Below are 12,979 nucleotides of genomic sequence, written 5' to 3' on the forward strand. Positions count from 1 at the left end.
CACGAGACCCGGCGTGCGACCGCTGTGCGCCATGGAGGGAAAGCGGCGACCTCGGGCCGGTCGGAGGAAGGCATCCGATCAGGCCGGCGAAGGTCGCCCGAGGGCCGGCCGCCACCGAGCCGTCAACGCGACTCCAGCGCCGGTGCCGTGGCGGCGAAGGCGTCCGCGGCGGCGAGGTCGAACTCCCCGTGGTCGCTGCCGAGCCCCTGGGCCACCAGCGCCGCCGCCGCACAGCCGAGCACCGCGCACTCCCGCAGCGTGCGGCCCAGCCCCAGACCACGCAGGAAGCCGGCCGAGAAGGCGTCGCCGCAGCCGGTGGTGTCCACCACGTCGACCACGAAGGCCGGAACCTCGATCACCTCGTCCGCAGTGACCACCAGCGCCCCACGGGCACCCCGGGTCGCGGCGACACAACCGACCCCTGCCGCGAGGAACCTGCGCGCGCCGTCCTCCAGCGTGGCTGCGCCGGTGAGGCCGAGCACCTGTTCCTCGTTGGGCAGCAGGTGGTCCAGGTACGGGAGCGCGGGCGCGACCCAGTCGAACAGGTTGCTGTCGCCGGAGGCGAGCAGGTCGGCGGAGGTGACCACACCCGCGGCCCGTGCGGGAGCGAGGATCTTCGCGGCAGCCTCCCCACCCATCAACTCCGGCGCCCCCATGTGCAGATGACCGGCCCCGGCGATCTCGGTGTGCGGCGCGTCGTCCGGGCCGTAGGCGATGTTCGCGCCCAGGACGTGGAAGGCGGGACGGCTGCCGTCGGGGCGGATGGGCAGCACCGAGGCCGAGGTCTGGGTGTCGTCGCGGCGCAGGACGAGCGAGGTGTCCACGCCATGCGCGGCCAGCATGCTCAGCAGCAGGTCACCGATCGGGTCGGTGCCCACCGCCCCGGCGGTCCGCACGACCGCGCCCAGCTTGGCCAGCGTCAGCGCGGTACCGGCGGCCGCACCCGCCGGGCTGAACCGGATCTGGTCCACCAGAGCCGCGCCCTGCCCCTCCGGGATGGCCTCGACCGGCCGGACCTGCACGTCGAACACGTGGGCCCCGAGAGCTATGACTGTCTGTCGCATCAGCGGCTCTTCTCCTCGGTGGAGCGGGTGGTGTCATCGATGGGACGGGGGGTGCCGTAGCCACGTCGCATCGCGGCGCGGATGACGGCGGCCTGCTGGTTCTCGTCCAGGACCCGCGGTACGCCGAGGCAGGCGGCGCGCAGGTAGAGGCCGCACGCCCACTCCAGCAACAGCGCGTTGTCGACGGCCTTTTCGAGCGTCGGCCCGTACACGAGCGCGCCGTGGTTGGCCATCAGCGCCGCCGATCGGCCGTCGAGCGCTGACAGGACATGTTCGGCGAGTTCCGGGCTGCCGAATGGGGCGAACGGTGCGACCCGTGTGGTGCCGCCGAGCACGAGCTGCTGGTAGTGGACGCACGGAAGCTCGTCGAGCACCAGGGACAGCGCGGTCGCCTGCGGCGAGTGGGTGTGCACCACGGCGCCGGCGTCGTACCGCCGGTAGACCCCGAGATGCAGCTCCACTTCGGACGTGGGCCGAAGGTGCCCGGCGACCACGCGGCCGTCCGGGCCGACCACGGTGACCTGCTCGGGAGTGACCTGGCCGAGGACGACGCCGGTTGCGGTGACCGCGATCCGGTCGCCGGTTCGCATGCTCACGTTGCCCGCCGTGCCGATCAGCAGCCCGGCTTCGGCGAGGCGATGGCAGGCAGCCGCCACGGAACGCCGCTGTCCTGCGAAGAGCTGAGGGGACTCCGGCATGTCAGCGTGCCGCCGTCGAGTTCTCGGAACGCAGCAGTGTGTCGAGGTTGGCCATGGACGTGCGCATACCGGCGCGCATCGCGGGCTGCTGGATGCAGTCCAGGAGGAGCCCGAGGGGGCCGAGGCCCATGGTGTATTCCACCTGGTAGGTCATCTCCGTGGCGTCCTCGCCCTGCGGGCCCTTCACGGACTGGAACTCGAAGACGTTGGTCACGTCCCTCAGCGGCGCGAAACCGGTGCCGGTGTCGACACGGCGCCGCATGGGCTCGATCTCCCGCACGGTCCACACCGAGCGGGTCCGCAGCGGGCCGAGGGTACGGTTGTGCTCGGCATACGTCCGGCCCACCGTGGCGATTCCGTGGTGGTCGGTGACCTCGATGGCACCGGCGACCCACTCGGCGTACCGATCGGTGCGGGAGACGACCTCCCAGACTCGCTCGACGGGAGCATCGACGACGGCCTTCTCGGTGACGACGTACTTGTTCACGACAGGGTTCTCTCTCTGCTTGCGTCTGTGGTGCTCAGCTGTGGTCGAGCAACTCGGCGGCGGCCTGCTTGCCGGAGCGGACGGCGCCGTCCATGAAGCCGGTCCAGTACGGGGAGAACTCAGCGCCCGCCCAGTGCACGCGGCCGAAACGCCGCCCCATCCACTCGCCGTAGCCGGTGAGCACGCCGGGCGCGGCGACGGAGGTGGGACCGCCCTGGGTCCACTGCTCGGCGGTCCAGTCCTGCTCGACGTAGTCGACCGTGTCGAACGCCCGCTCCCCGACGACCCGGGCGAAACAACGCAGCACCGCGCCGCGCCGCTCGCCGGCCGGGCGGTGCGCCCACTTGCGCCATTCCTTACCGCCGAGGAAGCCCATGAGAACACCCGGCCCGCCGTCGGGCGGGGTGTTGTCGAACATCTCACGGATGGGGGAGCCGTCGCGCAGCAGGCCCATGCCGGAGAGGCCGTCCGCCCGCCAGAACGGCTTGTCGTAGACGGCCACGCACTTCATGAGGGTGCCGAAGGGGAGCCGCTGGTAGAGCTGGTCCTGCTGCGGCGGCAGCAGCGGGTCCCAGACGATCCGGGAGGCCAGCAGCGGCGGAACGGCCACGATCACCCGGCCGGCCCGCCAGTCCCCGGCGTCCGAGACGACGGTGACGCCGGTGGAGTCCTGGCTGATACGGCGCACCGGCGCCGCGAGCCGGACCCGTCCGTCGAGTTCGAGGGCCAGCCGCTGTGCGACCAGTTGGGAGCCGCCGACGAACCGGCTGTCCTGGGCACCGCCCTCGGTGCCCGTGCCGCGTTCCATCGTGCCCGGATGCGTCTCGTCACCGAACGTCGAGACGTACCAGAGGCTGAACAGCGCGGACGCGTCACGCGCCTCGCCGCCGTACGCGGAGTTGAGGAAGATGTTGACCAGATCGACGGCGGCCCCGGTGACCTCGGCCTTGCGCAGCCAGGTCTCGTAGGTCATGCCGTCCAGCTCACGAGCCTTCGGCGCCTGCCGTGGAGCCAGCGGGGACAGCTTCCGCACCGCCTGGCCGATGCGCGCCAGGGCGATGCCCATGTCCGGCAGCGCCAGCAGGTCCGGGAGCGTCTGCCCGGAGAACCGCTTGGCCCTGCCCGCGTGCACGTAGACGCTCTCGCCGGGGACCGTCGCCTGGTACGTGGCCACGCCGACCTGTTCGGCCAGCGCCAGGATGTGGTCCTGGGTGGGGCCGACGAACTGTCCGCCGATCTCGGTCACCTGTCCATCGCCCAGATCGTGGTTGAGGAGCCGGCCGCCGACCCGGTCGCGGGCCTCCAGGACCGTCACGGACAGCCCCGCCGCAACGAGCTCGCGTGCCGCGGTGAGTCCTGCCAGGCCCGCGCCGATCACCACGACGTCGGCTTCGTTCCTCCGGTGGCCGCTCGTGGGCGCACTTTCCTGCGAAACGGTCATGGTCACTCCAAGATGTGTTCCAGCGCCCCTGCTGAGTTCCGCCGTGCCGCGTGACAGCGCCGCGACGGCAGGCAGCGCCCGGCGTTGCGTGCCGGGGGATTCACCGCACAAGAGCTCGAATCGATCGGTCGGACCGGCAGATGAAGCCGCACCCCTTCCGGCCGATGTGGCCCCGTGTCGCAGGGCCCGAAGAGAACCTATGCACCTGCCGGTCGCAGGGAACCGGTCGGAACGGTCAGAGGCGGGGCCTCAGCGGCCAGACGGGTGTCCCTCCGGAAGACCCCTGCCTCAGCCGTGGGCGAGGCGCAGACCAGGCAAGAAAGGAGGAAAAGGGATCAGGTTCAGCTCGGCTCTACCTCGCCCGCCAGCCAGACCTGGCCACCCGTGTGCGCGCGGCGGACGAACTCGACCACCATCTCCGGGTACTCGCCCGGCTTCGGGAAGCGGCCCAGGACTCTTCCGCCGCACGGGCAGGAGCCGTTGCGGCAGTGCGCGGCCCCGGTCCGCGACATGCCTCCGATGCAGCTGCTCCCGGTACCGCCCTGGTGGCCGGGCCTCATCTCGGTTTAGGGCTCGGACGGCACCCGGTACACCCTGTCCACCCGCGACGACCTGCCCCCGGACGTACCACGGTGGGGACCGGGGCAACGCACGACTACCCAGGTGGGACGGCCGTCAGACAAGGTCAAGAGGGGATGATCACCCGGCCGGTGCCGCGGGGAGGCCTCGATGTGCAGGCCGGTGAAGAAGGGGGGCCGCACGGAACAGGGCGGCCAGCGCGGTGTGATCGAGGACTGCCGTCAGGTTCATGCAGCCGCGTCGCCGTGATGGGCGCGGATCTTCGCCCAGGCGCCCTGGTCGGCCCGCTGGATTTGGCCGGTGTACCCGATGCCAAGCGCACGGGCAGCCTCGACACCCCGCTGCTCCCGCTCGGCCGCCGTGAGTTCCAGGGCGGCGATTTCTTCCAGCAGCTCCGTGATGGTGGTGCCGCGCTCCTCGGCGAGAACGCGAAGCCGGTCACGTACTTCCTCGCTGGTCTTGATACTGGTCGGCTTGCTCAGGCACCGAATCTACCGCCGGTAGAATCGTGGGCGCATCAGGTCGGCGGGCGCCAGGACGCGAACGTCGTGGGTGAACAAGGGGAGTTCGGTCAGGGCTTCGCCCACGGCGGTGCGCGCTTCGGGTGCGGCCCGCTTGACCGCCACCTTGCTGCGTGCCGGGCTACCCTGCTGGCATGCCCATGCGCGGTACGGATCGTGACAGAGACCGGGAAGCCGATTCCGGAAGTGGCTGAGGAACCGGGCATCCACCCGGGGACGTCGAGCTGGATGCCTCGAGGCCGCCCTCCTGTACGGCCCGGTCCCGGCGACCCGACCCGACCCGACCGCACCCTTTCCACCACCTGAAGGAGATACGTTCCGTGGCCAGCCCCACCGAGACGCTGGAGTTTCAGGCGGAGACCCGCCAGCTGCTGCAGTTGGTGATCCACTCGATCTACTCGAACAAGGACATCTTCCTGCGCGAGCTGATCTCCAACGCCTCCGACGCCCTCGACAAGCTCCGCCTGGAATCTCTCACCCACACCGACCTTGATTCCTCCGACCTGCACATCACCCTGGAAGTCGACAAGGACGCCCGTACTCTGACCGTGCGGGACAACGGCATCGGCATGACCCGCGACGACGTCGTCGACCTGATCGGCACCATCGCCAAGTCCGGCACCGCGAGCCTGCTCGCCAAGATCAAGGAAGCCAAGGACGCCGACGCGGCGCAGCACCTGATCGGGCAGTTCGGCGTCGGCTTCTACTCGGCGTTCATGGTCGCCGACAAGGTCACCCTGTGCACCCGTCGCGCCGGCACCGGGCAGGGCACGCTGTGGGAGTCCGACGGCGAGGGCACCTACACCGTCCAGGAGGTCGGCGGTCTGCCGGTGGGCACCTCGGTCACGCTGCACCTCAAGGCCGAGGACAGCGAGGACGGTCTCGGCGACTACCTGGCCCAGTGGAAGATCCGCCAGATCGTCAAGCAGTACTCGGACTTCATCCGCTGGCCCATCCGCATGGCCGCCGAACCCACCGACACCGCCGACGCGGACACCGGCGCCGAGGGGGAGACCGCGGGCGAGCTGGAGACACTGAACTCCATGAAGGCGCTGTGGGCCCGTCCGCGCAGCGAGGTGACCGAGGCCGAGTACAGCGAGTTCTACCAGCAGATCACCCACGACTGGCAGCCCCCGGCCGAGACCATCCACATGCGCGCCGAGGGCACCTTCGAGTACGAGGCGCTGCTGTTCCTCCCCGCCCACGCCCCGTTCGACCTGTTCTCCCGCGACACCAAGCGCGGTGTGCAGCTGTACGTCAAGCGCGTGTTCATCATGGACGACTGTGACGCGCTGATGCCGAACTACCTGCGCTTCGTCAAGGGTGTCGTCGACGCCCACGACCTGTCCCTCAACGTCTCCCGCGAGATCCTTCAGCACGACCGCCAGATCACCGCCGTGCGCCGACGCCTCGTCAAGAAGGTCCTCGCCGCGATCAAGGACATGCGGGCCACCAGGACGGACGCCTACACGAAGCTGTGGGAGCAGTTCGGGCGCGTGATCAAGGAAGGCCTGCTCGAGGACCGTGACAACACCGACGCGATCCTGGAGCTGGTCTCCACCGCCTCGACCAACGATCCGGAGAAGACGACCACGCTGCGCGAGTACGTCACGCGGATGAAGGACGGCCAGGACACCATCTACTACCTGACCGGCGAGAACCGCGCCATGGTGGAGAACTCCCCGCACATGGAGGCCTTCACCGCCAAGGGCTACGAGGTCCTCATCCTCACCGACCCCGTCGACGAGGTCTGGACCGACCAGGTCCCCGCGTTCGACGGCCACCGCTTCCAGTCCATCGCCAAGGGCCAGGTCGACCTCGACAGCGACACTGACGGCAGCGACGAGGCGAAGGCGGAGAAAGTCCAGCGCGAACAGGACTACGCCCCCCTCCTCGCGTGGCTGCAGACCACCCTCGACGAGCAGGTCAAGCAGGTCCGCCTCTCCACCCGGCTCACCACCTCCGCCGCGTGCCTCGTCGGAGACGCCCACGACCTGACCCCCACCCTGGAGAAGATGTACCGGGCCATGGGCCAGGATCTGCCCAACGTGAAGCGGATCCTCGAACTCAACCCCACCCATCCCCTCATCACCGCCCTGCGCCAGGCCCACGAGGCGAACGTGGACGATCCGGCCCTCGCGGAGATCGCCGAACTCGTCTACGGCGGCGCGCTGCTCGCGGAAGGCGGAGACCTGCCCGACCCCGCCCGCTTCACCCGGCTCCTCACCGAGCGCCTCACAAAGGCCCTGTAGCCGCTGCGGCCGAGCAGGAGGCCGGCCCGCCGCGACGAGGGAGAGCGACGGGCCGGCACACCCCCACCACGTCACAGCTGTACGCCTGTCGTACGACGCGACGGCGAGGGTGAAGCCACCCCCGTCTCAGACGCGGCAGCAGGGAGTTCCTCGGAGCCGCGAACGCGAGTCCTACGGCCGTCGCAGCCGCGCGAACTCAGTGTCCGGCCGGGCGGCCTGCCGGGCCGTTTTCCTGCCGCCTCCCACCCGAACGGGAGCGTCCGGCCTGCTCATCGACGGCATCGGCAGTCGCGGGTGACGGTCTGGGCGGACGGCGTGCAGCAAAAGAGCCGGTTCGCGCCGGTGCGTGCGGCGCACTTCGCGTGGCACGAGCGCCCCGTGGGAAAATCCGCACGCTCTACCGGTGCCCGCGGGCGGCGGAAATGATGAGACATACCGCATATGGACCAGGTGGTCCGCACCCCTGTCCCTCGGCCAGGCGGACTTGCGGCGGAAGGAGCTCATCGTGTTGCTTCTCATCTCCCCGGACAGCGTGGAGGAGGCCCTCGACTGTGCGAAGGCGGCGGAGCACCTGGACATCATCGACGTCAAGAAGCCCGACGAGGGCTCGCTCGGCGCCAACTTCCCCTGGGTCATCAAAGAGATCCGCGACGTGGTCCCGGCCGACAAACCGGTGTCCGCCACCGTGGGAGACGTCCCGTACAAGCCCGGCACGGTGGCTCAGGCCGCGCTCGGCGCGGTCGTCTCCGGCGCCACGTACATCAAGGTCGGCCTCTATGGCTGCACGACGCCCGACCAGGGCATCGAGGTCATGCGCGCGGTCGTCCGGGCGGTGAAGGACCACCGGCCCGAAGCGCTCGTCGTCGCCTCGGGCTACGCCGACGCCCACCGGATCGGCTGCGTCAACCCGCTCGCCGTACCCGGCATCGCCGCCCGCTCCGGCGCCGACGCGGCCATGCTCGACACCGCCGTCAAGGACGGGACCCGGCTGTTCGACCATGTTCCCCCGGACGTCTGTGCCGAGTTCGTCCGGCTGACCCACGCCTCCGGTCTGCTCGCCGCCCTCGCCGGCAGTGTCAAACAGACCGACCTCGGTCAGCTGACCCGCATCGGCACGGACATCGTGGGCGTGCGCGGAGCGGTCTGCGAGGGCGGCGACCGCAATGCCGGAAGGATTCAGCCGCATCTGGTGGCCGCCTTCCGGGCGGAGATGGACCGGCTGGCCGAGCAGCACGCCGCCGGCGTCCCCGCCGTGAACTGACCACCGGCATGCCGGCCTCTGAGCCCGACCGCGTCCCCGGACGCCGGGCCGCGCACTTCGCCGTCGTCGACCCTGCCACCGGGGAGACCTTCGACGAGGCCCCCGACCAGCAGCCGAACGAGTTGGACGCCGTCGTCGACCGGGCCCACCGAGCCTGGCACGGCTGGCGCGCCGACCCCGCCGCCCGCACCAGCGCGTTGCGCGTGGCGGCCGACGCCGTGGAGACGGCCGGCGAGGACCTCGCCCGGTTGCTCACCCGGGAACAGGGCAAGCCCCTGGCCGAGTCATACGCGGAGATCGCCCGTACGACGGCCCGCCTGCGCTACTTCGCAGACCTGGCACCCGCAACCCGGCGGATCACCGACGGCCGGCCCGTGCACAGCGAGATCCGCTGGCGGCCCCTCGGACCCGTCGCCGCGATCGTGCCGTGGAACTTTCCCCTCCAGCTCGCGGCGGCGAAGTTCGCACCCGCGCTCGCGGCGGGCAACACAGTGATCCTCAAACCGTCCCCGTTCACCCCCCTCGCCACCCGGCTGCTCGGCTCCGTCCTGGCCACCGCCCTGCCCGAGGACGTACTGACCGTCGTCACGGGCCGCGAACCCCTCGGCGCCCGCCTCGCCTCCCACCCGGGCATCCGCCACGTCACCTTCACCGGCTCGGTGCCCACCGGGCGGGCCGTCGCCGAAGCGGCGGCGGCCTCGCTCGCCCGGGTCACCCTGGAACTGGGCGGCAACGACGCCGCCGTCCTGCTGGACGACGTCGAGGTGGACCGGATCGCGGACCGGCTGTTCTGGGCCGCGTTCCGCAACTGCGGGCAGGTCTGCATGGCGGTCAAACGCGTCTACGCCCCGGCCCGGCTCCACGCCGAGGTCGTCGAAGCCCTCGCCCAGCGCGCGAAGACCGTCGCCGTCGGGGCCGGCCTCGACCCGGAGACCCGGCTGGGCCCGGTCAACAACGCCCCCCAGCTGGCCCGGGTCGAGCAGATCGCGAAACAGGCCCTGGCGGACGGCGCCAGGGCGGCGGCCGGCGGCCACCGGCTGGACAGGCCGGGCTACTTCTTCGCGCCCACGATCCTCACCGATGTCCCGCCCAGCAGCCCGGTGGTGACCGAGGAACAGTTCGGACCGGTCCTGCCGGTGCTGCCGTACCGGAGCCTCGGCGAAGCCGTCGACGCGGCCAACGGCACGGGCTTCGGACTGGGCGGCTCCGTCTGGGGCACTGATCTCGACCGGGCCGAGGCGGTGGCCGACCGGCTCGAATGCGGCACGGCCTGGATCAACCACCATGCCGAACTGTCCCTCGCCCAGCCCTTCGCAGGCGTCAAGAACAGCGGTGTCGGCGTCGCGGGCGGACCGTGGGGGCTGTACGGCAACCTCCGGCCGTTCGTCGTCCACCGCCCGCAGGAGGAAGGACGATGAGGTTCCAGGCGGCCGTACTGCGCTCGCACGAGGGCCCGTTCGCGGTCGAGGAGGTGACCCTGCGCACGGAACCCGCCGCCGGCGAGATCCTGGTCGAAGTCGTGGGCTGCGGGATGTGCCGGACCGATCTCGCGGTCCGGCGATCGGCCGGCCGCAGCCCGCTGCCGGCGGTGCTCGGCCACGAGGGGGCCGGGGTCGTGGTGCAAACGGGCGACGGCCCGGACACCGGGATCGCCGTCGGTGACCACGTCGTGCTGAGCTTCGACTCCTGCGGACACTGCCGGAACTGCCGCGGCGCGGCCCCTGCCTACTGCGACTCCTTCGCCTCCCTCAACCTCTTCGGAGGCCGCAAGGAGCACGCGCCGCTCCTCACCGACGCGACCGGGGGAGCACTGGCCCCCCGGTGGTTCGGCCAGTCCTCGTTCGCCGAGTACGCGCTCGTCCCGGCCCGCAACGCCGTCCGGGTCGACCCCGCACTGCCCCTCGAACTGCTCGGGCCGCTCGGCTGCGGCTTCCTCACCGGCGCCGGAGCCGTCCTGAACGCCTTCGCCGTCGGCCCCGGCGACACCCTGGCGGTCTTCGGCGCGGGAGCGGTGGGCCTGGCCGCGGTGATGGCGGCCACCGCTGCCGGCGCGCTGACCGTGGCCGTCGACCGGCATCCCCGACGGCTGGCCCTGGCCGAACGGTTCGGCGCGATCCCGCTCCCCGCCGAAACGGCCGGACTGCCCGAGCAGATCCGGCGGCTGACCGACGGCGGCGCGCAGTACGCGCTGGACACCACGGCCTCGTCCCCGCTCATCAACGACGCGCTGCGGGCACTGCGCCCCACCGGCAGCCTCGGCCTGGTGGCACGGCTCCACACCGTGCTGCCGCTCGAGGCGGGCACGCTGGACCGAGGCCGCAGCATCCGCCACATCTGCGAAGGGGACGCCGTACCCGGGCTGCTGATACCCCGGCTCACCGGACTGTGGCAGACCGGGCACTTCCCCTTCGACCAGCTGATCCGCACCTACCCGCTGGCCGACATCAATGAGGCCGAACGCGACTGCGACGCGGGCCGCGTGGTCAAACCCGTCCTGCTCCCGGAGGGAAGAAGCCGATGAGCCAGGCATGCAGCATCGCGCACTCACCGCATCCGGCAAGCAGGCACCTCGCAGTCCCCACTCCCGCCAACGGAGGAAACATGGTCAGCACGGCGCCGCAGCACACGGACGGGGAGGGCGTGGACGCAGGCGTGGGTGTGACTGCCCTCCTGGTCGCCGCCGCGCGGGCGATCGAGACCCACCGCCACGACAGCCTGGCCCACGACGTCTACGCGGAACACTTCGTGCGCGCCGCCCCGGCGTGCGCCGACTGGCCGGTGCGCATCCAGCAGGTCCCGGACGGGGACGGCAACCCGCTGTGGGGACGGTTCGCCCGCTACTTCGGCCTGCGGACCAGGGTCCTCGACGACTTCCTCCTCCGGTCGGTCCGTACGGGTGCCCGTCAAGTGGTCCTGCTGGGCGCGGGGCTGGATACCCGCGCCTTCCGGCTGGACTGGCCGCCCGACCGCGTGGTCTTCGAGATCGACAGGGCGGCCGTGCTGGCATTCAAGCACCAGGTGCTCAGGGAACTGTCGGCCACCCCGAAGGTGAAACGCGTTCCCGTACCGGTCGACCTGCGCGCCGACTGGGTCACCGCGCTGACCACCGCCGGCTTCGCCCCGGCCGCACCGAGCGTCTGGCTGGCCGAGGGACTGCTCTTCTACCTGCCCGGCCCCACCGAGACACACCTCATCGACACGGTGCACCGGCTGACCACCGAAGGCAGCGCACTGGCCTTCGAGGCCAAGCTGGAGAAGGACCTGCTGGAGTACCGCGACAGCGCGATCTACACGGCGACGCGAGAACAAATCGGCATCGACCTGCTCCGCCTCTTCGACAAGGGGCCACGACCCGACTCCGCGGGCAACCTGGCGACCAAGGGCTGGTCCACCTCGGTACACACCCCCTTCGACTTCACCCACCAGCACGGCCGCGGCCCCCTGCCCGAGCCCAACGACGCGCTCGAGGGAAACCGGTGGGTGTTCGCGCACAAGCCCCGGCTATGACATCCGCAGCGCGTACGTCTTCATCCGCACAGGGCCGGGCATCCAGCAGCCCACGGGCACGACGGCGTCCTGCTCCCGGACTACCCGAAGGGGCCGCAGGACGGGCCGTTCCTGGACACGGTCGACCTTTTCCTGGCTGTGGCCGCACGCTCGTGGCTAGCGGGCCGGACGGGAGTCCTCCTCCGCCAGCAGAAACGCCGAAACCACCTCCGTGAACGCCTCCGGCGCCGCACGGTGGATCAGGTGTCCGACCGGGATGGTGACCACTTGCCCGCCGGGTACGCGGCGGGCAAGCTCGGCGATGCCATCCTGGGGCACATGGCTGCGTGGGCCGCCGGCCAGTACGAGGGTCTCGGCAGTGATCTGGCTGAGCCGCTCCAGCCACCTGGGGTCAGGCGTATCGATCTGCCGCCTGATGGCCAGCACCATCTCCCAGTCGAAGGTCAGGTCGCCGTCCGGCCTGGCCGGGATGGCCGGCTCCCGGGGCCGCGCGACCGAAACGTCCTCCAGGACGAGCCGGCTCACCCGCTGCGGATGGTCCTGTGCGAGCAGGTAGGCCACGATCCCGCCCATGGAGTGCCCGATCAGATCCACTCGGCCAAGTCCCAGCGCGCGCAAGAACCGGAGCACATCGGCCTGCATGAGTTCGAGCGAGTAGTCCCCTGGCCAGTCGCTTCGGCCGTGACCGCGCAGATCAAGGGCATACACCCGTCGGCTACGGGCCAGCACGGGCGCCACTGCCTCCCAGTCGGTGGCATCCTCGCCCAGCGCGTGCAACAGGACGAGCGGCGAAGCATCCGGCGGCCCCGACACCTGATAGGCCACCCGGACCCCTCCCACGTCGACCGAGCGGTGATCACCCATGTCCGGAGGATATGCGGAAAGGTCCTGTCGGAGGATCGGCGTTCACCAGGGGCCGACCCGGCCCCTGGTCAGCACCTCGGATCCTCAGCCGTGCGGCCCTCGGCCCGATCTCCGATAGCCGACCACGTCGTCAGCGGGCCGGAAGGCCGCGACGGGGCCACCGACCGCTCTCTGACCGAAGAAACGCAAGCTGCGACGCTGACAACCAGAGGGGTGATGGGGGGGGGGGGGGGGGGCCCCCCCCACCCCCCATCCGGCGCCCAAGGCGGCGGGGGGGGGGCCGGGCAGGACCCGGCAACAAACCG

12 protein-coding genes are annotated in these 12,979 nt (G+C 71.0%); 6 read left to right on the forward strand and 6 right to left on the reverse strand.

The window, feature by feature from the left end; all coding sequences use genetic code 11:
* Positions 1-122: 122 nt before the first annotated feature.
* From AB0P24_RS37575 to AB0P24_RS37595, 5 genes are all read right to left on the reverse strand, one after another.
* Positions 123-1,064 carry a PfkB family carbohydrate kinase gene (locus tag AB0P24_RS37575; protein WP_365802057.1) on the reverse strand — a complete coding sequence of 314 codons (942 nt, stop codon included), beginning with the start codon at positions 1,062-1,064 and terminating at the stop codon, positions 123-125.
* On the reverse strand, positions 1,064-1,762 hold the full coding sequence (locus AB0P24_RS37580) for a class II aldolase/adducin family protein (protein ID WP_365802059.1): 699 nt from the start codon (positions 1,760-1,762) through the stop codon (positions 1,064-1,066). Before AB0P24_RS37580 ends, AB0P24_RS37575 begins: the two co-directional genes overlap by 1 nt.
* Before the next feature lies 1 nt (position 1,763).
* The gene (locus AB0P24_RS37585) at positions 1,764-2,249 is read right to left on the reverse strand and encodes an SRPBCC family protein (protein WP_365802061.1); all 486 of its coding nucleotides are present in this window, start codon (positions 2,247-2,249) and stop codon (positions 1,764-1,766) included.
* A 34-nt stretch (positions 2,250-2,283) separates the two neighbouring features.
* Positions 2,284-3,690, reverse strand: a complete 1,407-nt coding sequence (locus AB0P24_RS37590) for an FAD-dependent oxidoreductase (RefSeq protein ID WP_365802063.1) — start codon at positions 3,688-3,690, stop codon at positions 2,284-2,286.
* Between the two features lie 341 nt (positions 3,691-4,031).
* The gene (locus AB0P24_RS37595; protein ID WP_365802065.1) at positions 4,032-4,202 is read right to left on the reverse strand and encodes a hypothetical protein; all 171 of its coding nucleotides are present in this window, start codon (positions 4,200-4,202) and stop codon (positions 4,032-4,034) included.
* Between the two features lie 315 nt (positions 4,203-4,517).
* Here AB0P24_RS37595 and AB0P24_RS37600 point away from each other — a divergent pair, with 315 nt between their 5' ends.
* From AB0P24_RS37600 to AB0P24_RS37625, 6 genes are all read left to right on the forward strand, one after another.
* The gene (locus tag AB0P24_RS37600; RefSeq protein WP_365802067.1) at positions 4,518-5,096 is read left to right on the forward strand and encodes a hypothetical protein; all 579 of its coding nucleotides are present in this window, start codon (positions 4,518-4,520) and stop codon (positions 5,094-5,096) included.
* Between the two features lie 14 nt (positions 5,097-5,110).
* Positions 5,111-7,042 carry a molecular chaperone HtpG gene (htpG, locus tag AB0P24_RS37605; RefSeq protein WP_365802069.1) on the forward strand — a complete coding sequence of 644 codons (1,932 nt, stop codon included), beginning with the start codon at positions 5,111-5,113 and terminating at the stop codon, positions 7,040-7,042.
* Positions 7,043-7,547: 505 nt separating this feature from the next.
* Positions 7,548-8,303 (forward strand): (5-formylfuran-3-yl)methyl phosphate synthase, encoded by a 756-nt coding sequence (locus AB0P24_RS37610; protein ID WP_365802071.1) that lies wholly within the window; start codon positions 7,548-7,550, stop codon positions 8,301-8,303.
* 8 nt (positions 8,304-8,311) lie between these two features.
* A complete protein-coding gene (locus AB0P24_RS37615) occupies positions 8,312-9,721 on the forward strand; it encodes an aldehyde dehydrogenase family protein (protein WP_365802073.1) in 1,410 nt (469 codons plus the stop codon).
* Positions 9,718-10,824, forward strand: a complete 1,107-nt coding sequence (locus AB0P24_RS37620) for an NAD(P)-dependent alcohol dehydrogenase (protein WP_365802075.1) — start codon at positions 9,718-9,720, stop codon at positions 10,822-10,824. The genes AB0P24_RS37615 and AB0P24_RS37620 overlap by 4 nt, the downstream gene beginning before the upstream one ends.
* 80 nt (positions 10,825-10,904) lie before the next feature.
* Complete coding sequence (locus AB0P24_RS37625; RefSeq protein ID WP_365802077.1) at positions 10,905-11,810, forward strand: class I SAM-dependent methyltransferase; 906 nt, start codon at positions 10,905-10,907, stop codon at positions 11,808-11,810.
* A 156-nt stretch (positions 11,811-11,966) separates the two neighbouring features.
* Here AB0P24_RS37625 and AB0P24_RS37630 read toward each other — a convergent pair whose 3' ends face one another.
* The gene (locus AB0P24_RS37630) at positions 11,967-12,674 is read right to left on the reverse strand and encodes an alpha/beta fold hydrolase (RefSeq protein WP_365802079.1); all 708 of its coding nucleotides are present in this window, start codon (positions 12,672-12,674) and stop codon (positions 11,967-11,969) included.
* Positions 12,675-12,979: the final 305 nt, after the last annotated feature.

This window comes from Streptomyces sp. NPDC086519 (assembly GCF_040686075.1).
In the GTDB taxonomy this organism is placed as follows: Bacteria; Actinomycetota; Actinomycetes; order Streptomycetales; family Streptomycetaceae; genus Streptomyces; species Streptomyces shenzhenensis.